Here is a 22,779-nt window from a genome sequence, read left to right as displayed (position 1 = left end):
AGAATTAGAGCAAAAGACGAATTTTAAAACAAGCACACTCATGCGTATATCTCTGAATTGGCTGCGGGAACTAGTAGAGATAAAACTGAGCCACGAAGAATTGGCGGAAACCCTGACGCTGGCTGGGTTTGAAGTCGAAGACATTGAAGACCGTCGCACTTGGGCAAACGGCGTTGTAGTGGGAAGAGTGCTTGAGCGTCAACCCCACCCCAACGCTGATAAATTGAGTGTTTGCCAGGTCGATGTCGGTACAGGTGAGACTTTAAATATTGTCTGTGGTGCTGCTAATGTGCGGGCAGATATCTATGTTCCAGTGGCGACTACAGGAACTTATTTACCAAACATCGATTTAAAAATCAAACCCGCCAAACTGCGCGGTGTCCCTTCCCAGGGGATGATTTGTTCTTTAAAGGAACTCGGTTTACCTACGGATTTAGACGGGATTCATATTTTCCCCCAAGAAAATCTCTCCGTGGGTAGTGATGTGCGGCCGTTGTTGGGTTTGGATGACGTAATTTTAGATGTCGCCGCCACCGCTAACCGTGCTGATGCTTTGAGTATGGTAGGGATAGCGCGGGAAGTAGCGGCTTTGACTGGCGCACAGTTGAGCATTCCTGCACCTGGGGAAGTATCTGTATTTCAAAATGCCGGGGCGTTAAGTTTAAAAATCGCTGACACCCAAGCTTGTCCGGCTTACATTGGTACAGTTATTGACCAGGTAAAAATTGCCACTTCCCCAGAATGGTTACAACAGCGTTTGCGGGCGGCGGGAGTGCGACCGATTAATAATATAGTTGATATTACTAACTATGTATTGTTGGAATGGGGACAACCACTACACGCTTTTGACAAAGAGCGTTTAAAATCTGTAGGTGGCACAGAAACCTTACAGATTGGTGTGCGTTTTGCTAACTCAGGGGAAACCCTCAAAACCCTAGATGGGCAAACTCGCAACCTCGCCACACAGAATCTATTAATTACCGTTAACGATAAACCCGTGGCTTTAGCGGGGGTCATGGGTGGGGAAGAAACAGAAGTCCATGACGGTACACAAAGCCTAGTTTTAGAAGCAGCGTTATTTGATTCCGTCGCCATTCGCCGTTCCTCCCGCAGTGTAGGCTTGAGAAGTGAAGCTTCGGGAAGGTATGAACGCGGTGTCAACCGTGCAGAGTTAGAAGTAGCTTGTCGCCGGGCTTTATCCCTCATCGCTGAATTGGCTGGGGGTGTAATTGTTCATCAAGAAATTACTGATACCCGTCCTGACCCCTCTACTTGGAGTCATTCGATTTCACTGCGTTTAGACAAGATGAATGATGTGCTAGGTCCAGTGATTTTGGGTGAAGAAACGGGAGAACTAGCAGCAGAAGATGTAGAAAGAATCCTCACGGCGTTGGGTTGTCAGCTAACTCCGACGGAAGAGAAAACTTGGAATGTTACCGTTCCGCCTTATCGTTACCGTGACTTAGAGCGGGAAATTGATTTAATTGAAGAAGTTGCTCGTCTCTATGGTTACGATCGCTTCTGTGATACTTTACCGGATAAGGCAGAAGCTGGTTATTTACCCTTAGACCAAGAATTAACTCGCAAGTTACGCGCGGCGTTGCGGGCGGAAGGTTTGACGGAATTGATTCAATATTCCTTAGTCAAGCCAGGGAATAGCAGACAAATCGTTTTAAGTAATCCTTTATTTGCTGAATATTCCGCCTTGCGTACCGATTTACTTTCTGGGTTAATTGACGCGTTTCAATACAACCTCGAACAAGGTAACGGTTCACTCAATGGTTTTGAAATTGGGCGGATTTTCTGGCAAGAAGAAGAAGGTTTGTTAGAAAAAGATGCGATCGCTGGCATCATGGGAGGAGATAGAACCATCGGCAAATGGTCAAAGGGTGGAAAAGAACAACCTATGACCTGGTTTGAAGCCAAAGGGATTTTAGAAAGCGTCTTCCAGGAACTAGGAATACTAGTAGAATATCAGCCAGATTGTCGTGATGCACGCCTCCACCCAGGACGCACCGCCTCTTTATGGATTAGGGGAACTAGTTTAGGTGTATTTGGACAACTCCACCCCCAACTCCGCCGGGATAAAGATTTACCAGAATCGGTTTATCTATTCCAATTAGATTTAAATGTGCTATTGGATGCCTTAGACCAAGATGAAATTCTTATCCCAGCATTTAAGGCATATTCTACCTATCCAGCGAGCGATCGCGATATCGCTTTCTTTGCACCGGTGAAAATCTCTGTCGCCGACATTGAAAAAGCTATTACCAAAGCTGGTACAGGTTTATTGGAATCTGTAGAAATGTTTGACGAATATCGTGGCGAAAACGTCCCCCAAGGACAACGCAGTTTAGCCTTTCGTCTAGTATATCGGGCAGGCGATCGTACTCTTACTGATACCGAAGTTGAGCCGGTTCACAACAAAGTTCGGGAAGCCTTGGTAGAGAAATTCGGCGTTAACCTCAGAAGTTAATCTGAATTTTAAGATTTGCCCAATTCAGATTCCCGACTTCTTGAAGAAGTCGGGAATCTTGGCCAAAGCTGTAGAAAAAATCGGTGAATGTACCGCCTAACATTGCCAACGTACCGCCTAACATTGCCAACGTACCGCCCAACATTGGCAATGTATCGCCCAACATCGTCAACGTATCGCCCAACATCGTCAACGTATCGATTAACATCGTCAACGTATCGATTAACTCTCTTGTGTGTACATGGTAGCCTGCAATTGTAGAGACGTTGCATACAACGTCTCTACATTAATTCTTGCTCCCCTTCCCTCGTAGGGAAGGGGTTGGGGGTTAGGTTCGAGAGAAAGTTTCACACAGCATTACTTATCACCCTTTCTTTCCCCATCCTGCAAACCTTTAGCCCGTTGCAGCACAGGAAAACATTGATTAATCAGCCAAATCATCACCTCAATAGCTGAGTCTCCCTGTTGAATGAGGTTTTTAGCTTGAACACCCAACAGTAAAGTTTGCAAAACTAGCAGCAAGGTAATAATTTTACGGTTCAAGCTGAAATTAGTTTTTTTAGTCACCATTGCATTCACCTTGTTTGTGGTTACAAGGTGAATTGTTTTTTTGGGTATTTCCCCAGACACGTTCCCCAAGCATAATCTATAATGCCTGTATCACCAAGGTTTGCAGCTTGGGGAAGCTTATTTGTTTGGGCAAAACAAATTTCTTAAGATAGTGTTTATATTTAACGAATGCCAAGGAATATTCGCTGGGATGAATCGGTTCTAGACAATGTGCTAAATTTGGTGGGAGCTTTGCTGCAACTATCAGAACAGCAATCAGACAAATTACAACTAAAACCCCAGCTTTATGTTCAGTGGGATAGTGACAAACTCAAAGTCACAGGATACGAAACTAAACAAACAAGAGCAAAAATCAGCCGTACAGTTGAAGTAGGCACAAAAAAAGAACATTTACTAAAGTTAGTTAAAAATTTAAAACTCCCTCAACGTCAAACAGAATCTGGTAGTAGTCAGCAAGATAAAGAATTGCAGGAAGTGCAATATATCTTCGATAGTCTCCGAGAATTAAAAATCTTGGTCAAAGATGAAACTACTAAGCCTGGTTATTGGAAATTTACGCTCACACTGAAGCATCAGACAGCAACAAAAGAAGAAAATTTAGCAGTAATTAAGCAAAAGTGGGATGAACATCCCAAGAATAAGAAGCAAAATTCTTCCGCAAATTCTCAGCTTACAAAAGCAATAGATGACAGCATTAACTGGCGTGAAGTTTGCACCGCCATGCTGGAAAGTCAGCAGGAGGCTGCAAAACTCAGACGCAAAGCGACAGAACAAGGTTTTGAAATTAACGTTTATGTTCCCTTGGGACTGGTGGAACGCAAACAGCAGCAACGCCGACAACAAGATGAACATCGAGACAGAGAAAATGTCTATGAATTAACCCAAGAAGTCCTAGTCAAAACCTATGAACATGGCGCATTTCTCCGAGAAGTAATTACACAACAGCCAAGCGGAAATAATAAACATATTGCTATCATCGGTGAACCAGGAGCAGGTAAAACTACTTTATTGAGTACAATAGCTTCCTTTATTAAAGACAACACCCAAGATTTACCCATCTGTATTTCTCTCGCCAGCTTACAGGGAAGAACCATTGAGGAATATTTACTCAAGCAATGGCTGACTGAAGCAATGAGATTAGTTAAATCTGATGTTGTCGTCACGCCAGAAATTAAACGTCAATTACTTGCTTGTTTTGGTAAAGAGAGAGTTTGGTTACTGTTAGATGGTGTAGATGAAATGGGTGAAAATTCACCTGTGCAAGCATTAACCAAAATTAATCGAGAACTGACAGCATCTTTGAGACAGGCGCGAGTGGTTTTAACTTGTCGGTTAAATGTTTGGGATGCCCAGGTTAATAATACACTCACAGGATTTGATACTTATAAAACCCAAGAATTTAAACCAGAACAAATTGATGAATTTATTCAACAGTGGTTTGAGCGTGCTGGTGATTTACAAAAAGGGAAGACACTACAGGCAAAATTAAAAGAAACTAAACATGAAAATATTCGTAAATTAGTAACGAATCCTCTGCGGTTGTCGCTGTTGTGTCAGACATTTGATTTAGATAAGCAGAGAGAATTACCAGAAACGAAAGCCGCACTTTATCAGAGATTTACCCGCTATTTTTATGAATGGAAATCAGAGTTATTTCCTGAGTTATGTAACTCTGATAATTTAAAGGATGAATTACACTGTGCTTTAAGCAAATTAGCTTTTGCAGGAATTAACAGTAGTGCAATGTTTCGCTTGCGGCGGAGTTCAGCACATAAAGAAATGGGTGAGAGATTATTTAAATTAGCTTGTGATGTTGGTTGGTTGAATTTAGTAGATAGATTAGCTGAAAATGATGAAGAAGTTTATGCTTTCTTTCATCCTAATTTTCAAGAATATTTTGCAGCTTTAAATGTTAAGGATTGGCAGAAGGATTTTTTTAATCATGTTCCTGACAATCCGACACAAAGAATTTACCGCATTTTTGAACCGCAGTGGAGAGAGGTTATTTTGCTGTGGTTGGGAAGAGAGGATGTAGATGTGAGTAAAGAGGATAAGGAAGCATTTATCCAAAAAATTTGCGAATTTTTACAGCCTAAAAATAAAGTTGAAGGAGCATACGCTAGTAAAGCCTATATTTTAGTGAAAAATGGAATCAAGGAGTTTTTAGGTTGTAGTCTTAATGAGATAATACAATTTGATGAAGATTATTGTGAACTAAAATTTAATGTTTTATATCCACATTTTTATCATAATTTTTATCATAATCATTTATTACCTTCTCCTCCATATTTTAGAGTTCCTGAAGAAGTGTATGAATATTTACAATTTCCTCTGCAATCTAAAAAAGAAGTGTGGGGTATGCAATTTTCATATTTTGGCAACATTTCAGGTTTAGATATATTAAATGCACTACGGAAAAAAGTTAAAATTTCTTTTGATACAGTTCAATCAGTTCATGATGTTCTGGAAATTTTTCAAACACAATTTAATCATCATGAATTAATATGTGAAGCAGCATTGGAGAGCCTAAAATCTATTTTAGAGGAAGTAAACTACTCTGTAAGTTTATCTAGCCTAGTAGTTAAAAGTTTAAAAAATTATGTAGATAAACATCAGACCGATCCTTATGGTATCTGTCACGATATTCTTTTTTACTGCGCCGAAAATATGTCCTACCCAGATTTTTACGATGCGTGGTATCAAGAAAATCGTGAAGAAGTCATTCGTACCTATCTTAACTTACCCCAACGCTTGCAAGCTGCAATTAACAAAGACTCTCAACTTAGCCAAAACATTCACTTAATCTGTATCGACACCAGTCAATTCATCGAACCAGATAACCCAGCAGCCGAAATTTATGCCGAAATGGTTAGCCAAGGTTGCCCAGAACATATTTCTGGACAACCAAACAATATGTCAGCTTTAAAAGTTTACTTCAAACTACTAAAAACTGACAAACGAGTAGTTTTAATATTTCACCCAGGCGCAACTAATAATAAAGATGAGGCGACATACAGCCATGCCTTTCTCAACGCTATCAGCAAATTTGAAGGTGCGATTTGTTTGATTAGCGACCCCATACCAGACTACAACACCCTCAAAGTCTTTACACTCAACCAGTCAGTTAATGAAATTTTAGAATGGTTACGCCCTAGTTAATTATATTTGTGCGTTAGTCACGACAACTTATTTTGTCGTTAGATCACTAAGTTCTGTTGTTGTGACAGCTTATCTATTTGTGGCAAATGCTTATGTTGTCGTTACCACAGCTTAAGTAAAACTTATCAATTCAAATCCTATACTATTAACAGCACAACTTAAATTCATCACCATGAAAGCAATTGAGGTTCAGGGAACTGTCAATGAACTTGGTCAACTTTCCTTAGACGAACCGTTGACCATAGCAAAACACAGTCGAGTCCGAGTCATTGTCCTCATTACAGAAGAGAATCAAGAGGATGATGTACTTGTCGAGTCTGCAAGCGAAAGTTTTCGTCAAGGTTGGTACGATGCGATGACTGGAAACACTGTACCTATCTCTCAACTGTGGGTAGGTATTGATGCAGAGTGAACCACCCTTAATTCAAGTTGTAGCTACTGCTAAATTTCAACGCAACTTGCGTATTTTAGCAAAGAAGTATCGCAGTATTCGTAATGATGTACAACCAGTTATAGAACAACTGCAATCAGGAGAATTACCGGGAAACCCAATACCCGGAGTTGGATACACCATTTTTAAGCTACGAGTTAAAAATAGTGATGTTCAAAAAGGTAAAAGTGGTGGGTATCGAGTAATTTATTATGTCAAGACCGATACAAATATTATTTTAGTAACCATCTACTCGAAATCTGAGCAGGAAGATATCTTAGCAGACGAAATCAAAGAAATCTTAAGTGATTTTCAGCAGCGAAATCCAGAAGAATAGCCACACCCTCAAAATCCAAAACTTAAAAATGCTAAAATTTCAACTAAATATGGCATTTGCACAGCTATGTCAACCACGCTGCACAAATCAATTTCGTTAGCAGAGTTCCTTAAACTACCAGAAACCAAACCTACTAGTGAATTTATCGACGGTCGTATCTATCAAAAACCAATGCCACAAGGCAAACACTCCCGCCTACAACTAAAACTTTGTAATGCAGTTAACAACATTGCTGAAGAACAAGAAATTGCCTTAGCTTTCCCAGAATTACGCTGCACGTTTGGCGGACGTTCGATTGTTCCAGACGTGAGTGTATTTGCTTGGGAACGGATTCCCTTTGATGTGAATGGGGAAATTGAAAATACCTTTGGTGTTTATCCCGATTGGACAATTGAAATTCTTTCACCAGAACAGAATACAACCAAGGTAATTACAAATATTCTCCACTGTTTAAAACATGGCACTCGCTTAGGCTGGTTAATTGATCCAGATGAACGCTTGATTTTAGTCTTTTTGCCGGGACAGCAACCTATAGAGATGGCTGGCGATGAAGTATTACCTGTACCGGAATTTTTACAACTAAATTTAACTGTTACGCAGGTTTTTGCATGGCTAAGACCAACGAAAATTAATACGTAAAAAAATAGCTTGTCTGCCCAAATGCCATTTTCTCATAAGATGACAAGAGGTAGTTAATCAATCTAAAATTCATCATGCCCAAATATGTGATGTGGGGTTCTTACTGCGAAGACGTTCTGGAAAAACGCGCACCTTACCGTGAAGCACACTTAGACGGTTTAGCCAAACAAAAAGAATCTGGTGTGCTAATTACAATTGGCCCTACCAAGGACGTTACCAAAGTTTTTGGTCTTTACGAAGCTGAAGATGAAGCCACTGTGCGCCAGCTAATCGAAAATGACCCTTACTGGCAAAATGGTATTTGGACTGAATACTCTGTGAAAGAGTGGATTCAAGCTTTTTAGGTTCGTCACACATATAATACTTGGTACATTAAAAATTTGATAATGTGCCAGTTTTTTTATTGTCTATTACGAGAATATTTTTTAAAGAAATATAAAAGATTACGGCTTATAGTAGATGCTATTGCTATTTTATTAATGCCATTATGCAATAGTGACATTAATAAAATAGTTGCAGTTGTCTACACCAAAAATAACAACATCTACTACATCTGCAACAGCGAAAATTGCTATTTTGATCTAATTGTAGATGTTTTCACAAAGTGAACCCTATGAAAAAAATCCTCAAACGCGCATTTCTACCCAGCCTCATGGCTGCAAGTTTAGCCAGTGTCACCTTGCTACAAGCACAACCGGCTGCTGCTGATAACAAAGTCGTAGAAGATGCCTTAATTGGTGCTGGTGCTAGTGCAGTAACTGGAATTTTTACCAGGTGCGGTTCTGTAGCAAACAATGCTATTAAGGGTGCAGTGGCTGGTGCAGCTGTGAACGGTGCTAATGGCTTGAGACGCAATCGCAGAAACCGTAATTTGGGTCAAGATGCGGTTGTAGGTGCTGGTGCTAGTACAGTGACTGGGGCGGTAATTGGTGGTTGCAGAAGACCAGGAAATAATGCTATCAATGGTGCAGCCGCAGGTACAGCCGTTCATATTTATCGCAACAGAAAAAGATAATTTCTTTTGATAGAATCTCAAACAATCTAGAACCCCGGTTTTTTCAATAAACCGGGGTTCTGTAGTAGAAATATTCTCACTTCTCTAATCTAACCCTTCAAAGCTTTCCTGAAGTTACTCCGATAAGATTTATTGGCAACAAATAAAACCGGCCATAACAAAGATAAACCAATACGATTGGGTAGAGATTTAGAAAAATTAGTCCGCGTAAAACCAGTCCAAAATTTCCAAGCACCACCTGCATAAACCACAATTAAAGCAAAAATAAATAAATTCATCGCCATCAACTCCATTAGTTAGTGACAAAATTCAAGATAAGTATTACTACATGATGTAGGCATTTCATAACTAACATCAATACACCAATATTTAAACTCTGAGTTAGTTCATCATACCTCTGCCCTTGAAATTGTAGATGATTCTAACCATCATAGCTATTTACGGGTTAACCAGAAATTATATCTACTGCCACGATAGAACAACACAAAGATAGCAAATTCAGGTATAAAAGATATACAGAGTATTATTTAATTTCTATATTACTTTTTCCTTCTTCCTGGTTGTCTCTCAAGGTTCTCATAGCTAACATAATGAAACTTGAGCAGTAGGAACATCTTGAGGACTTACGCATGAAAACGCAAAATCAAGGATTTGGGCAAGGGATGCAGGGGTATAGGGATGTAAGGGTGTAGGTGTTTAAAAACCTTACAGCCTTACAGCCTTACACCCGCAAATTGCCAAAATTATCGTTGTATAAGTTCTGATATTTTGGTAGCAAGTGTTTGATTGGCATAAACACTTATACTGATTTCTCACTAGATGTCTCTAGCGGAAGTTCCTCAACAATCAGTGTTTGTAGGAGACTGGAGAAAAACACAATATACTCTCACAGGTTTGCAACCAATATATGGCTGTAAAAGGTTAAGGAGGATTTATGCGTGCAGTGCTGATGGCAGGCGGTTCGGGAACGCGACTTCGCCCGTTAACTTGTGATCTACCAAAACCGATGGTGCCGATTCTGAATCGACCCATTGCTGAACATATTATCAATTTACTCAAAAGACATCAAATTACGGAAGTGATTGCAACCTTGCATTATTTACCTGATGTCTTGCGGGATTATTTTCAAGATGGCAGTGATTTTGGCGTACAAATGACCTACGCTGTGGAGGAAGACCAACCGTTGGGAACAGCAGGCTGCGTCAAAAATATCGCCGAACTTTTGGATGAAACTTTTTTAGTGATTAGCGGTGATAGTATCACAGATTTTGATTTAACAGCTGCGATCGCTTTTCACAAACAAAAACAATCTAAAGCCACGTTAATTTTAACTAGAGTTCCTAACCCCATTGAATTTGGGGTAGTCATCACCGATGAAACTGGTAAAATTAACCGCTTTCTAGAAAAACCCTCCTCCAGTGAAATTTTTTCGGATACCGTCAATACTGGGACTTATATTCTCGAACCAGAAGTTTTAGAATATCTGCCAGATCACACTGAATGCGACTTTTCTAAAGATTTATTCCCCTTGCTGCTGGCTAAAGATGAACCCATGTACGGTTACATTGCCCAAGGGTACTGGTGTGATGTCGGTCATTTAGATGCCTATCGGGAAGCCCAGTATGATGCTTTAGAACGGAAGGTAAAACTTGATTTTGCCTACAAACAAGAAATGTCTGATTTGTGGATAGGACAAAATACTTACATTGACCCCTCCGCCCATATCGAAACCCCAGCATTGATCGGAAACAACTGCCGTATCGGTGCGAGAGTCCAAATTGAAGGGGGAACTATCATTGGGGATAACGTCACCGTTGGGGCTGATGCCAATCTCAAGCGTCCGATTGTCTGGAATGGCGCAATTATCGGTGATGAAGCTCAATTGAGTGCCTGCGTCATCTCCCGTGGAACTCGTGTAGACCGCCGCGCTCATGTCTTAGAAGCGGCTGTAGTTGGTTCTTTATCCACTATTGGGGAAGAAGCCCAAATTAGCCCCGGTGTCAGAGTTTGGCCGAGTAAGAAAATTGAATCAGGGGCAATCTTAAACATTAACCTGATTTGGGGTAGCACAGCCCAACGCAACTTATTTGGGCAACGGGGTGTGCAAGGATTAGCTAATATCGACATCACCCCAGAATTTGCCGTCAAGTTGGGGGCTGCTTATGGTTCTACCTTAAAGCCCAAATCTAAAGTAGCTGTCTCCCGCGACCAACGCAACGTCTCCCGCATGGTTACAAGGTCATTAATCGCGGGTTTGATGTCAGTGGGTGTAGATGTGCAGAACCTTGATGCGACAGCCATTCCTATTGCGCGGACAGTCATACCCAACATGAAAATAGCAGGTGGTATTCATGTCCGGGTACACCCCGATCGCCCAGACTACATCCTGATAGAATTCATGGATGGTAAGGGGATTAATATTTCCAAAGCCCTGGAAAAGAAAATTGAGGGGGCTTTCTTTAAAGAAGATATGCGCCGCGCCTTGGCTCATGAAATTGGGGATGTCGCTTACCCCAGTCAAGTCATTGACCTTTACTGCACAGCTTTTGAGAAGCTATTACACGTTTTCACCCTCCGCAATAGTCGGGCTAAAGTGGTGATTGATTACGTGTATGCGGTGTCTGGGGCAGTTTTACCGCAAATGCTAGATAAATTTGGTGCTGATGCTGTTGTTCTCAACGCCAGTCTAAATAAAAATGCTGTAACTACCACTGACCGCGAAGCACTCCTGACTCAATTGGGTCATGTGGTGGAAGCTTTGAAAGCTAATTTTGGTGTGCAAGTATCAGCCAACGGCGAACAGCTAATTTTAGTAGATGAGTCAGGTTTCGCGATTCGGGGCGAACTGTTAACCGCCCTGATGGTAGATATGATCCTCACCTCTAACCCTAGAGGGACGGTAGTTGTGCCGGTGCATTCATCCAGTGCAGTGGAACAGGTGGCGCGTCGTCATGATGGGCGGGTGATTCGTACCAAAGCGAACCCAACCGCATTAATGGAAGCTTGCCAGAAAAATGCCAATGTGGTGCTAGGTGGTAGCGGTGATACGGGTTTTATCTTCCCACAGTTACATCCCGGCTTTGATTCCATGTTCTGCATCGCCAAAATTATTGAGATGTTGACCATTCAGGAGCGATCGCTAGCTACTGTTCGAGCAGAATTACCCCGTGTCATTCACAAAAACTATACCATTCGCTGTCCTTGGTCAGCTAAGGGTGCATTGATGCGTTACTTAGTGGAAACTCACCCCGCCCAAAACCTCGAACTCATCGATGGCGTGAAAATTCGCCAACCCTTCGATGATAGTTGGCTGTTAGTTTTACCTGATGCGAGTGAACCGTTAGTGCATTTGTATGCCAACAGTAATGAACGCGATTGGGTGGATGAAATCGTCAGAGATTACCGTTCCCGTGTGCAAACCTTTGTAGAAAGACAGCAGGAATATCACCCGGCGGAAGTTTGAAGATTTCCTAGTTGGGTAATTGCGATCGCCAGAGGCGATCGCTCTCCTCATGTTTAAAGCGATTGGGAGATAACATTAAATTGATGCTGCCTTGAAATTGCATTTGGGATTAGTTTGAATTTGCAAAACAATCGTGATGTCTTTCAGGTAGAACGCTTTTTCTTTACAGACACCCGTGTTTATTGGTAGCGATCGCACTCATGTAAAATATTTGGTAGAGTCTAAAAATCAGCTAATGACCAGGTTTCCCTACGACCAGTTTGCCAAAGACTATCTTAAAGAATTGTTACAACCATTAGGAGAAGTGGAAACAAGTCGGAAAGTTCCGGCAGAAATCAGAGAGATTGATATTTATTTTGCACCTGCACCCCCATCAATCAGCGATACAATAGATTTAGGGTTATTAGGAAGGATTGCGGCTGAACCTGCATTAATTGAACCATTTAGAAATGCAGCTACAATTGCCGAAATCCGTAGTTGCATGAACAAATTATTTGATATCTTCGCTGAAATTAAGCGTCAAGGTAAAGTTGGTAAAAATCGGATTAATGAATCAGAATTACCCAGATTGTGGATTCTGTCACCAACGGCTTCTGAATCTATATTAGATGGTTTCAGAGCTAACCTAGATACGGAACACTGGGAGAGAGGAGTACATTTTTTAGCTGATTATTTGCGAACAGCAATTGTAGCAATTCATCAATTACCCTGTAATGAAGAAACATTATGGTTAAGAATTTTAGGTAAGGGCAGAGTCCAGCAACAAGCCATAGATGAACTAGAAGCACTTCCCTCAGAGCATCCCTTACGTGCCAAAGCAATTGATTTATTATTGAGTTTAAAGACCACCTTAGAAGTAAATCAAAATGTAGACCAGGAGGATAGAGATTTAATTATGCGTTTATCACCTATTTACGAGCAAAAGCTGGCGGAAGCTAAACAACAAGGCATTCAAGAAGCACGTCAAGTTTACGAGCAGAGACTAACAGAAGCTAAACAACAAGGAATTCAAGAGGGGATGCAAGAGGGGATTCAAGAAGGTACTAAAGCAGAACGTCGTAAAGTTATAGAAAATTTATTACAAGTTAGGTTTGGTGCTTTAGATGCGGAATTAAGAGAAATGATTGAACCTTTATTGGCTTTATCTCCAGAAGAATTTACGCCTTTGTTACTACAACTATCGCGGGAAGAGTTATTAGATAGATTTAGATTTATGTAAAAAAAACTCAGCCATTTGCATTGGCTGATTCATGTGTCTATAAAAAGTTAGTAAAAAGATTTACTAGAGTTTCATGTATTTGGTGACTCCTACATATCTATTACTAGATGAAGTATTATCAAAATCACATGAGACAAGACTTAAAGCTTCTCAATTTACTAACCTAATCCATCATATCTATTTGGATCTTTTTTCTCCTTTTTCTTATCAGGATCTTTTTTTGGTTTCTTCGCTTCTTTGTTACCTTTTTTTTCCTTAGACATTATGACTCTCCATTGTAGTAATAAATAAAGTAGCTATAAAGCAATTTACTTCTACTTTATTCAACATTTTGTAGAACTCTAGTCAGACTTTTGTCCAACACAGTTAAATTACTCTAGCAGTTCCAGCAAGGTGATTCATTACCTTACTGGAGTCCTGCAATTAAGTAGTCGAAGTAACTGCCAACTTCGTTAGCATCTTCTTCTGACATCATTGAGGTAGCAAAACTCTTCATCGCACGGATACCTTCAGCAACAGCTTCAATTGGAGTGCCGAGAGAACTATACATTTGACGAACACCACTGATGCCAATCTCTTGAATGGGAGTAGAGTCACCAGCGACGATACTGTAAGTAATCAAGCGTAGGTAGTAATCCATATCTCGTAGACAAGTTGCAGTCATTTCCTGTCCGTAAGCATTCCCACCAGGGGAAATAATATCTGGACGCTTTTGAAACAGTTGATTTCCAGATTGTTTAACAATACGCTCTCGGTTTTCTGTTAAAGTCTGAACAAGGCGCAGACGGCTTTCACCACTCTTAATAAAGCTTTTAATTGACCCTAATTCACCAGGGCTAAGATAGCGAGCTTCTATATCTGCACTAAGAATTGACTTGATAATTAGGCTCATTAAAAGACTCCTTAAAAAAAGAAATTACGTTCGGTTTGCTCTATGAGAATTCTAGGGGTGATTTAACTAGTAGACTAAGACAAAGCTACTATATTAAAGGTTGAAATTCTGATAGCTGATTCCTCTCAAATCTGCCTGCTTAAAAATTTTTTTACCTGGCTACATATACCTTAAAACCCTATTGAGCATCCATCTTGGCTGCCTTACGATGTGTAGCGTTTTCGCTGTTTTGTATCTATATCATAGCAGTTATATTCTCTTAAATAATTTATATCAGGGAAATACACCCATTTAGTATGATGAAATACTTAAGTTTGGGCTTTTTATAAATGTTTATATACTAAGTAAGTAGATGTGTGTAAATAAATATAATATTTTCTGTCATTGCAAACGCTTCTCTCTATGACATCTTAGGTTTTGTCAGATGCGATTTATTGCGTCTCTATATAAAAAGAACCCAGATATTTTATGACTGCAACTATCGTGGGAAGAGTTATTAGATAGATTTTTTTTAGCCAAAAAGATGATAAGGGGCGATCGCCTTTTAGTATGCTAAATATACTGAGAATTGACTTATATGAATGTATGATTTTATAGTCTAATGTCTTGGCTCGCTTTGCAGTGGCGGTAAGTCCTGGTTTTAATCCCTGATAGGGAGTTAATGAAATTGCAATTTGTGAAGAAATTGCTACGCCCCCGGCATGAACACCCGTTTCAATCCCTGATAGGGAGTTAATGAAATTGCAATGAGCGATCGCCCCGAACAAGGATTAAACTTATTCTGTTTCAATCCCTGATAGGGAGTTAATGAAATTGCAATATTGGACTCCTGGTACACATCAAAGCTTGTACATTCAAACTATGTTTCAATCCCTGATAGGGAGTTAATGAAATTGCAATCTAATATTAAATCTACTCGCCTCTAATTTTTTAATTATGTTTCAATCCCTGATAGGGAGTTAATGAAATTGCAATCATTGCTGCATTCCTTGATTTCCGAAATAAATCTAAAGTTTCAATCCCTGATAGGGAGTTAATGAAATTGCAATCCAAAATGGGTGGCTCGCGATATACGCATATATAAGGTTTCAATCCCTGATAGGGAGTTAATGAAATTGCAATGGTAGATGGCAGTATACTGGATTAAGTTATCCTTTGTTTCAATCCCTGATAGGGAGTTAATGAAATTGCAATATATTCCCCCACAGGAAACGGTCGTTATTCGGGACAAGGTGTTTCAATCCCTGATAGGGAGTTAATGAAATTGCAATAATCATAGTTGCCTGTTCTTTTGTACAGAGTATTGGTTTCAATCCCTGATAGGGAGTTAATGAAATTGCAATAGATTATCTAGAAATGGAGTCAGACTATTATGATATTGTTTCAATCCCTGATAGGGAGTTAATGAAATTGCAATATGCGTTGGCTCGAACGCCACGATAGCACACCTAACCCTGTTTCAATCCCTGATAGGGAGTTAATGAAATTGCAATTTTACATCAATACCACGCATCTTTTGTTGGTATATCAGTTTCAATCCCTGATAGGGAGTTAATGAAATTGCAATATCAATTTGTCTAATGATGTGAGCATTGAACTCTGTTTCAATCCCTGATAGGGAGTTAATGAAATTGCAATTTGATGCCAACAAGATTACTCAGAAGGAGCTGTTTCAATCCCTGATAGGGAGTTAATGAAATTGCAATCTTTCGCATTCCTTTTTGTAGGACTATCAAAAGCAAACTGTTTCAATCCCTGATAGGGAGTTAATGAAATTGCAATCTTGGAGATTCATTCACAGCTATTCTTACTCATGTTTCAATCCCTGATAGGGAGTTAATGAAATTGCAATTACCTCAAGAAACTGGGTAGGGATGTAGGGCGAAGATATGTTTCAATCCCTGATAGGGAGTTAATGAAATTGCAATTGAATCATTATCAAGCAATTCTGCGGTTGTTTTAGTGTTTCAATCCCTGATAGGGAGTTAATGAAATTGCAATTTGTTGGTAACTTCAACCTTTTCAGATTTTACAGTGTTTCAATCCCTGATAGGGAGTTAATGAAATTGCAATTGCTACCCAGTACCAATTATCAGATTGGCAAACTGTTTCAATCCCTGATAGGGAGTTAATGAAATTGCAATTTAGCCCAAGGAATATCCTGGGCGACAGGAAAACTATTTTCTGGAGTTTCAATCCCTGATAGGGAGTTAATGAAATTGCAATTATCAAGCTATTTTTTAATACTTCATCGGGTGAAGTTTCAATCCCTGATAGGGAGTTAATGAAATTGCAATTAGAAGCAATGAAGAGTGATGGTGAACTACAACTAGTTTCAATCCCTGATAGGGAGTTAATGAAATTGCAATGGTATGTAGCGCGTTTCCCCTTGTCCAGTTGCAGGTTTCAATCCCTGATAGGGAGTTAATGAAATTGCAATATATAGAGTTTTCAACTGTTAGAGAGGCTGGAATAGTGGCGTTTCAATCCCTGATAGGGAGTTAATGAAATTGCAATAAGCATTCGCCCTGACTTGGGGAGATATTCAAGCTGTTTCAATCCCTGATAGGGAGTTAATGAAATTGCAATACAGATGGGTTACAGTTGGGTATGCGATACTAGAAAGTTTCAATCCCTGATAGGGAGTTAATGAAATTGCAATGCCAAATGGATCAGACATTATGCAATCATCAAACAAGTTATTGTTTCAATCCCTGATAGGGAGTTAATGAAATTGCAATCGCAGCCGCATAAAGCGCGGTCGCCCTGCAACTGGTTTCAATCCCTGATAGGGAGTTAATGAAATTGCAATTTCTAAATCCTGATAATTCTTGATAGTTAGTTGGAATACTCGTTTCAATCCCTGATAGGGAGTTAATGAAATTGCAATATCAGTGTTAGAGGTTATAAAGTTTGTTAAGATAGAGTTTCAATCCCTGATAGGGAGTTAATGAAATTGCAATAGCGGCGACCTCAAATACGGTCTGTATTTAGTTTTCAAGGTTCGGTTGCGCGAATGCAGTAATCGTAGCATAAAAAATTTTGGTTGACTAGTATACAAATGCCTAAAACCCTTACTATATAAAGTGCGCGGCTATTTTGATCAATAAATTTGTCAAAAGCCTTACGCTACTGCAATTTCAGGCTGCGTTGTCAAAAGCCGATTTTGAACACCTACCCATTCGCGCATTTACGGGACTAAGGAAAAATAGCTAAGTCGGTGTTTGGGTCGAAAAAGTGAATTTTATCTGGCGTTAGAGATAACCAAAGTTGCTCACCTACACTGACTAATCGTTCTGGTGGAACTCGTACTTGCAGAGGATTGATGATATGAGCGAAATTAGATTGCTCTTCAACTAGTGTTGCAGTAATAAAAGCATCGTTACCCAGGTTTTCTACTAAGTCTACTTGTACTTGTAAGTTTTTAGTAGCAGGTACAGCTAAGTTCAAGTGTTCTGGACGGATGCCTAAAATGAGGGTTTGTCCATCATATTTTTGCAAAGGACTAGCCCAAATTTCTGGGAGGGTGAGACGGAATTGAGCATGGGTAATTAACAGAGGTGCGTGAAATTCTACGGGAATAAAATTCATTGGTGGTGTACCAATAAATTCGGCGACAAAGCGGTTGTTTGGGTTGTTATAAAGCTCTAAGGGAGAAGCGACTTGTTGAATTTGACCTTGATTCATGATGGCGATGCGATCGCCCATTGTCATAGCTTCAGTTTGGTCATGGGTGACGTAAATCGTCGTTGTTCCCAATTGTCGCTGTAATTTGACGATTTGAGCGCGGGTTTCTGCTCTTAACTTCGCATCTAGGTTAGAAAGCGGCTCATCCATTAAAAATACTTGAGGATTGCGGGCGATCGCTCTTCCTAGTGCTACCCGTTGTCTTTGTCCCCCTGATAGCTGTTTGGGTAAGCGATGTAGCAGCATTTCAATTTGCAATAACTCAGCTACACCCCGCACCTGTTGATCTACTTCTCGCTCTTTATCCGATATATAACGTAATCCTTTGGGTAGCTTTTTTGTCGTCCCCACCAAGAGATTTTCAGCCCAATTTGGAAGTTGGGAGTGGTGATTTTCCCCATTTCCTAATTCCCGACGACGTAAACCAAAGGCGATGTTGTCATACACCGTCATATGGGGATAGAGGGCGTAATTTTGAAACACCATTGCAATATCCCGTTCCTTGGGGGGTAAGTCATTCACCAAGCGATCGCCTACCCAAATATTACCGCCTGTCATTTCTTCTAAGCCAGCAATTAACCGCAATAGGGTACTTTTTCCGCAACCAGAAGGCCCCACCAATACCATAAATTCCCCATCAGGAATGGTGAGGTTAATCCGACGCAATACATTGATACTTCCTGCTTGTTCTGGTGGTATCTCGTTTTTCTTGCCAGATTCGCTTGGTAATACCACCCCTTCCCCTCGGCGGGGAGGAAAACTTTTATAAACGTTTTCTATAAAAACTTGTGCCACGGGTTTTAGTCAATAATGAAGAGTGCTGTTAGCGGTAGCGGAGCGTTGAGCAGTGTCCTGAGTTGAAAGACCACCTCTTATGGGTGGGGTATCAACCTCCTCCTGAAAAAAAGATTCTACCCACAAGGGGTAGGGCTTTTATCAAGTACATAAGTGCTGAAGACTTCTTAATTCACTCAGCACTCAGGACTCAGGACTCAGCACTGAGTTTAGTCATTGGTCAAGAGTTAGCATAGCAGTAAGCTAATTATGAATTACAACAAAACCGCCTGCATCCCCAGTCCCCAAAAGTTCTTCACTGCGTGACGCTAACGCGTAGCTTGCTTTGCTACGCTACCGCGAACTCCGGAGGAGTATAATTTTGAATTTTGAATTTGGAGGAAAGCAACATGACTAACCATGACATTGTAGACCTACAAACTACAGATTGCTGCATTGTTGGTGGTGGACCGGCTGGAGCAGTTTTGGCGTTGTTGCTGGCGCGGCAAGGAATTTCTGTGATGCTGTTGGAAGTACACAAAGATTTTGACCGAGATTTTCGCGGGGATACGATTCACCCCTCGGTAATGGAAATTATGGAGGAATTGGGGTTGAGCGATCGCTTGCTGCAATTGCCCCATGCTAAGATGCGCCAAATTAGGATTAAAACCCCTGGAGATACCATCACACTGGCTGATTTTAGTCACCTGAAAACTCCCTATCCCTACATTACAATGCTTCCCCAGGTGAAATTTTTAGAATTTATCACCGAGGAAGCACAACAATATCCGAATTTTCAATTAGTCATGGGGGCAAATGTCCAAGAAGTAATTGTAGAAAACAGTGTAATTCAAGGTGTACGTTATCGGGGCGGCGGTGGTTGGCACGAAGTCCGCGCTATGCTGACAGTTGGTGCAGATGGTCGTCATTCCAAGTTACGACAGTTAGGAAATTTTGCCACGATTGAAACATCACCACCAATGGATGTACTTTGGTTTCGCTTACCGCGTCAACCAGAAGACGGTGAGGGCGGAATGGGACGCTTTGCTTCCGGTCACATTGTAGCGATGCTTGACCGTGGTGATGAATGGCAAATTGCCTATGTCATCTCTAAGGGAGGCTATCAGAAGTTACGTGCTGAGGGTTTAGAGACATTAAAAACATCGGTTGTGGAAGTTGTCCCAGAATTAGCCAACCGAATTAATAATTTACACGACTGGTCACAGATAGCGTTTCTTTCTGTGGAGTCTAGCCGTGTGCAACGCTGGTATCTTCCAGGATTGTTACTCATGGGTGATGCAGCTCATGTCATGTCACCAGTTGGGGGTGTGGGAATTAACTACGCCATTCAGGATGCGGTGGTGGCTGCGAATGTGTTAACTAAACCTCTGCAAAATCACCATGTAGAACTGAAAGACTTGGCAAAAGTGCAGCATCGGCGCGAATTACCCACACGCATTATTCAAGCATTTCAGACTTTGATCCAAAAACGAGTTTTTGCCCCCATCCTTTCATCTAATCGCTCCTTCCAACCCCCAGCCTGGTTACGCTTGCCGATTCTGCGCGATTTACCAGCCAGATTAATTGCTTTAGGGGTGTTTCCGGTTCATGTGAAAGAGTTGTGAGTAGAAGCGTTTAGCCTGTGCTGAATCAAACTTCATTTTACGTCCTAATTTTTGAGCTATTATTGATCTGCCTAATTTGATCTAATGCTGCTTGAGATTTAGCTGTGTCGCCTTGTTGCTGAAAAAGTTTAGCTGCTTTTTGTAAATCAGCGATCGCTCTTTTGACATCTCCTATTTTAGAGTAAGCAAGACCACGATTGTTATAAGAATCTGCATTATTAGGATTAATTTGTAAGGCTTGATTAAAATCTGCGATCGCTGCTTTTAAATCTCCTGTTTGTGCATACTTCACACCCCGATTATTGTAAGCATCTACATACTTAGGGTTAATTCGCAAGGCTTGGTTAAAATCTTCTATAGAGCCTTTTAAGTCTCCTGCTTTGTCGCGTGCTACGCCTCGGCTGTAGTAAGCATCATCATCATTAGGATTAATCTGTAAGGCTTGATTAAAATCTGCGATCGCTGCTTTTAAATCTCCTGATAACATGAGAGCTTTCCCGCGATTTTTATAAGCATCAGCATATTGAGGATTAATTTGTAAGGCTTGATTAAAATCTGCGATCGCTGCTTTTAAATCTCCTGATAATCCGCGAGCTATACCTCTATTTCTATACGCCTCAGCATATTTAGGGTTAATTTTTAAGGCTTGGTTAAAATCTGCGATCGCTTCTGTTATTTTTCCTGCTGATGCACGATCAATACCTCTTTGATTATAGAATTTCTCATCTTGATTGCTAACTTCTGATAGTCGTAATCCTGGCTTTTTTCCTAACTCTGGAGAATTTGACACATTTGCAGCATTTACCGACAAACCGTATATTGCTACTGCCAATCCTGTCGCTGCGATCGTCCAACTCAATCCTTTCATAAGCTTGTATCTCGTCAATTCTTAGTGGCAATGCTACTAATAGCAAGTCACATTATTTTGATGATAAAAATACACTTAAGCTAATTATCTAGTTTTTAGGTTAATAAAAGATTATTAATAGTTAAAAACTTAGCCATTATCTTTTCCATACCACAAAGTTTTGAAATTTATTCATTCTACCAGACAAGATTGGCGTTAGAATTCAATTAAAATATCATACCTAAAGTAAAACTTTTATGTCCTAAAACTATTTCTCTATTACATATTACTATCTTCAAAAACCAGGTGTGATAGAGTGTTAGGATTATATATTGAAGTGATATAATGAGGTTTTCTATCGTTATTTAATAAAGAAAAAATATTTATTTATGAAAGAATAATTAAAATATTTTAATTACACACAGTAATTCTGAAACTTACACTCTTTTTGCCAAATCACATAGTTTTCCAATGCTAGAAATCAGCCCAAATCAAAAAGATACCCAATCTTTATATAATTTTGTCAACCTGAGCAGTAAAATATCTCTCTTTTATGAGAAACTGACCTACCCCCATTTTCGTCCACGTCTCAGAAATATAGATACTGATCAATCTATAGTTGCAATAGGAGTAAATCAGGGTTCACAACCAGTTGGGCTGATTTTAGCTGAAACTTCTCATTATCAAAGAATTGGGGAAATTCTGTCATTATTTGTAATCCCAGAACATCGGGGATATGGACTAGGTAAAACTTTGCTCACTTACATAGAAGAAGAATTAGCTGAACATGGTTGTTCACAAGCTAATTTAGTTTATGTACCTAACTCTACAACTCCCTATTTAGAAAAAATCCTCAAGCAATGTCATTGGTCTACCCCTCAGTTACGGATGTTAGTTTGTTCTGCACCAATAATTAACATGAAGGATGCTTCTTGGTTAAAACTAGCTGATGCTTTACCTTCTGGATATAGCATATTTCCTTGGATGGAATTAACTACACAAGAAAAAGAATCAATTCAAACACAACAAGCAAATTCTAGATGGTATCCCGATATTCTCTCTCCCTGGACAGAACCAGAGATAATTGAACCGCTTAACAGCTTGGGGTTACGCTTTCAAAACCAAGTAGTAGGTTGGATGATTACACATCGAGTTGCTGTAGATACAATCAGATATACCAAACTTTTTGTCAGAGAAGATTTGCAACGCCTAGGTCGTGCTATACCCTTGTTAGCAAAAGCAATTCAGCTTCAATTAGTAACAGTAGCAGATACTAAAGCGGTGTTTACTATAGTTGCTGATAACACGCCTATGGTTAAATTTATGCACAAAAGAATTTTTCCCCATCAGTTATCTATACGCCAATCTTGGGGAACTACAAAAGTATTTAATATGGCTAAATATAGCCAATAAATTCAATTCGGAATCAAAAATATTTAATACCATTTTTTGTGAAGCTGCATCTTATTCTGACCCCTCCTAACATCTGACTTTGCACATCATGTGGAAAAGCTAATGCGAAACCTAACCCCCCAACCCCCTTCCCTACTAGGGAAGGGGGAGAAATCAAAGCCTCTCCCCTGCAAGGGAGCTACCGTGTATACACAAGTCAACCCTGAGCGAGTTTCCAGCCTAAAAAGATAGAC

17 protein-coding genes and 1 CRISPR repeat array are annotated in these 22,779 nt (G+C 40.2%); of the genes, 11 read left to right on the top strand and 6 right to left on the bottom strand.

The window, feature by feature from the left end; all coding sequences use genetic code 11:
* Positions 1 to 40 precede the first annotated feature (40 nt).
* Positions 41 to 2,476, top strand: coding sequence for a phenylalanine--tRNA ligase subunit beta (pheT, locus tag ACM0OR_RS10000; protein ID WP_414576102.1), 2,436 nt, complete (start codon positions 41 to 43; stop codon positions 2,474 to 2,476).
* Here the strand turns inward: pheT and ACM0OR_RS09995 are convergent.
* Both ACM0OR_RS09995 and ACM0OR_RS09990 read right to left on the bottom strand, forming a co-directional pair.
* Positions 2,466 to 2,684 (bottom strand): hypothetical protein, encoded by a 219-nt coding sequence (locus ACM0OR_RS09995; protein WP_414576101.1) that lies wholly within the window; start codon positions 2,682 to 2,684, stop codon positions 2,466 to 2,468. The two genes, pheT and ACM0OR_RS09995, sit on opposite strands and share 11 nt — an antisense overlap.
* A 149-nt stretch (positions 2,685 to 2,833) precedes the next feature.
* Positions 2,834 to 3,046 carry a hypothetical protein gene (locus tag ACM0OR_RS09990; protein WP_414576100.1) on the bottom strand — a complete coding sequence of 71 codons (213 nt, stop codon included), beginning with the start codon at positions 3,044 to 3,046 and terminating at the stop codon, positions 2,834 to 2,836.
* 168 nt (positions 3,047 to 3,214) lie between these two features.
* Here ACM0OR_RS09990 and ACM0OR_RS09985 point away from each other — a divergent pair, with 168 nt between their 5' ends.
* From ACM0OR_RS09985 to ACM0OR_RS09960, 6 genes are all read left to right on the top strand, one after another.
* Positions 3,215 to 6,205, top strand: coding sequence for an NACHT domain-containing protein (locus ACM0OR_RS09985; RefSeq protein ID WP_414576099.1), 2,991 nt, complete (start codon positions 3,215 to 3,217; stop codon positions 6,203 to 6,205).
* Between the two features lie 172 nt (positions 6,206 to 6,377).
* A complete protein-coding gene (locus ACM0OR_RS09980) occupies positions 6,378 to 6,617 on the top strand; it encodes a hypothetical protein (protein ID WP_414576098.1) in 240 nt (79 codons plus the stop codon).
* Positions 6,607 to 6,972: a type II toxin-antitoxin system RelE/ParE family toxin gene (locus ACM0OR_RS09975; RefSeq protein WP_414576097.1), complete on the top strand. Its 366-nt coding sequence runs from the start codon at positions 6,607 to 6,609 to the stop codon at positions 6,970 to 6,972. The genes ACM0OR_RS09980 and ACM0OR_RS09975 overlap by 11 nt, the downstream gene beginning before the upstream one ends.
* A gap of 66 nt (positions 6,973 to 7,038) precedes the next feature.
* Entirely contained in the window at positions 7,039 to 7,611 is a 573-nt protein-coding gene (locus ACM0OR_RS09970; RefSeq protein WP_414576096.1) for a Uma2 family endonuclease, read from the top strand.
* A gap of 74 nt (positions 7,612 to 7,685) precedes the next feature.
* The gene (locus tag ACM0OR_RS09965) at positions 7,686 to 7,955 is read left to right on the top strand and encodes a YciI family protein (RefSeq protein WP_237990939.1); all 270 of its coding nucleotides are present in this window, start codon (positions 7,686 to 7,688) and stop codon (positions 7,953 to 7,955) included.
* Positions 7,956 to 8,224: 269 nt separating this feature from the next.
* Positions 8,225 to 8,626 (top strand): hypothetical protein, encoded by a 402-nt coding sequence (locus ACM0OR_RS09960; protein WP_414576095.1) that lies wholly within the window; start codon positions 8,225 to 8,227, stop codon positions 8,624 to 8,626.
* Between the two features lie 89 nt (positions 8,627 to 8,715).
* On the opposite strand, the gene ACM0OR_RS09955 is transcribed toward ACM0OR_RS09960, so the two are convergent.
* The gene (locus tag ACM0OR_RS09955; RefSeq protein WP_190699821.1) at positions 8,716 to 8,904 is read right to left on the bottom strand and encodes a hypothetical protein; all 189 of its coding nucleotides are present in this window, start codon (positions 8,902 to 8,904) and stop codon (positions 8,716 to 8,718) included.
* Positions 8,905 to 9,560: 656 nt separating this feature from the next.
* Here ACM0OR_RS09955 and ACM0OR_RS09950 point away from each other — a divergent pair.
* Entirely contained in the window at positions 9,561 to 12,089 is a 2,529-nt protein-coding gene (locus ACM0OR_RS09950) for a sugar phosphate nucleotidyltransferase (RefSeq protein WP_414576094.1), read from the top strand.
* Between the two features lie 235 nt (positions 12,090 to 12,324).
* Positions 12,325 to 13,308, top strand: a complete 984-nt coding sequence (locus tag ACM0OR_RS09945) for a hypothetical protein (RefSeq protein WP_414576142.1) — start codon at positions 12,325 to 12,327, stop codon at positions 13,306 to 13,308.
* Positions 13,309 to 13,714: 406 nt separating this feature from the next.
* Here the strand turns inward: ACM0OR_RS09945 and ACM0OR_RS09940 are convergent, their stop codons facing one another.
* The gene (locus tag ACM0OR_RS09940; protein ID WP_190699827.1) at positions 13,715 to 14,200 is read right to left on the bottom strand and encodes an allophycocyanin; all 486 of its coding nucleotides are present in this window, start codon (positions 14,198 to 14,200) and stop codon (positions 13,715 to 13,717) included.
* Positions 14,201 to 14,837: 637 nt separating this feature from the next.
* Positions 14,838 to 17,163: a CRISPR direct-repeat array (repeat unit 37 nt; unit sequence GTTTCAATCCCTGATAGGGAGTTAATGAAATTGCAAT).
* 235 nt (positions 17,164 to 17,398) lie between these two features.
* A complete protein-coding gene (locus ACM0OR_RS09935; RefSeq protein WP_414576093.1) occupies positions 17,399 to 18,682 on the bottom strand; it encodes an ABC transporter ATP-binding protein in 1,284 nt (427 codons plus the stop codon).
* A gap of 389 nt (positions 18,683 to 19,071) precedes the next feature.
* On the opposite strand from ACM0OR_RS09935, the gene ACM0OR_RS09930 reads away from it, so the two are divergent.
* Positions 19,072 to 20,286: an FAD-dependent oxidoreductase gene (locus ACM0OR_RS09930; protein WP_414576092.1), complete on the top strand. Its 1,215-nt coding sequence runs from the start codon at positions 19,072 to 19,074 to the stop codon at positions 20,284 to 20,286.
* Between the two features lie 37 nt (positions 20,287 to 20,323).
* Here the strand turns inward: ACM0OR_RS09930 and ACM0OR_RS09925 are convergent, their stop codons facing one another.
* Positions 20,324 to 21,154: a tetratricopeptide repeat protein gene (locus ACM0OR_RS09925; protein WP_414576091.1), complete on the bottom strand. Its 831-nt coding sequence runs from the start codon at positions 21,152 to 21,154 to the stop codon at positions 20,324 to 20,326.
* Positions 21,155 to 21,604: 450 nt separating this feature from the next.
* Here ACM0OR_RS09925 and ACM0OR_RS09920 point away from each other — a divergent pair, with 450 nt between their 5' ends.
* Complete coding sequence (locus ACM0OR_RS09920) at positions 21,605 to 22,546, top strand: GNAT family N-acetyltransferase (RefSeq protein WP_414576090.1); 942 nt, start codon at positions 21,605 to 21,607, stop codon at positions 22,544 to 22,546.
* The last annotated feature ends 233 nt before the right edge of the window (positions 22,547 to 22,779 follow it).

Source organism: Anabaena sp. CCY 9402-a, from assembly GCF_963920945.1.
Classification (GTDB): domain Bacteria; phylum Cyanobacteriota; class Cyanobacteriia; order Cyanobacteriales; family Nostocaceae; genus Trichormus; species Trichormus minutissimus.
This window is presented reverse-complemented; position numbering and strand designations above follow the sequence as displayed.

Bases quoted from the DNA above. Each gene is read 5' to 3' on its own strand.
- pheT (WP_414576102.1), top strand. From the start codon at position 41: ATGCGTATATCTCTGAATTGGCTGCGGGAACTAGTAGAGATAAAACTG.
- ACM0OR_RS09995 (WP_414576101.1), bottom strand. From the start codon at position 2,684: ATGTTAATCGATACGTTGACGATGTTGGGCGATACGTTGACGATGTTG.
- ACM0OR_RS09990 (WP_414576100.1), bottom strand. From the start codon at position 3,046: ATGGTGACTAAAAAAACTAATTTCAGCTTGAACCGTAAAATTATTACC.
- ACM0OR_RS09985 (WP_414576099.1), top strand. From the start codon at position 3,215: ATGCCAAGGAATATTCGCTGGGATGAATCGGTTCTAGACAATGTGCTA.
- ACM0OR_RS09980 (WP_414576098.1), top strand. From the start codon at position 6,378: ATGAAAGCAATTGAGGTTCAGGGAACTGTCAATGAACTTGGTCAACTT.
- ACM0OR_RS09975 (WP_414576097.1), top strand. From the start codon at position 6,607: ATGCAGAGTGAACCACCCTTAATTCAAGTTGTAGCTACTGCTAAATTT.
- ACM0OR_RS09970 (WP_414576096.1), top strand. From the start codon at position 7,039: ATGTCAACCACGCTGCACAAATCAATTTCGTTAGCAGAGTTCCTTAAA.
- ACM0OR_RS09965 (WP_237990939.1), top strand. From the start codon at position 7,686: ATGCCCAAATATGTGATGTGGGGTTCTTACTGCGAAGACGTTCTGGAA.
- ACM0OR_RS09960 (WP_414576095.1), top strand. From the start codon at position 8,225: ATGAAAAAAATCCTCAAACGCGCATTTCTACCCAGCCTCATGGCTGCA.
- ACM0OR_RS09955 (WP_190699821.1), bottom strand. From the start codon at position 8,904: ATGAATTTATTTATTTTTGCTTTAATTGTGGTTTATGCAGGTGGTGCT.
- ACM0OR_RS09950 (WP_414576094.1), top strand. From the start codon at position 9,561: ATGCGTGCAGTGCTGATGGCAGGCGGTTCGGGAACGCGACTTCGCCCG.
- ACM0OR_RS09945 (WP_414576142.1), top strand. From the start codon at position 12,325: ATGACCAGGTTTCCCTACGACCAGTTTGCCAAAGACTATCTTAAAGAA.
- ACM0OR_RS09940 (WP_190699827.1), bottom strand. From the start codon at position 14,200: ATGAGCCTAATTATCAAGTCAATTCTTAGTGCAGATATAGAAGCTCGC.
- ACM0OR_RS09930 (WP_414576092.1), top strand. From the start codon at position 19,072: ATGACTAACCATGACATTGTAGACCTACAAACTACAGATTGCTGCATT.
- ACM0OR_RS09925 (WP_414576091.1), bottom strand. From the start codon at position 21,154: ATGAAAGGATTGAGTTGGACGATCGCAGCGACAGGATTGGCAGTAGCA.
- ACM0OR_RS09920 (WP_414576090.1), top strand. From the start codon at position 21,605: ATGCTAGAAATCAGCCCAAATCAAAAAGATACCCAATCTTTATATAAT.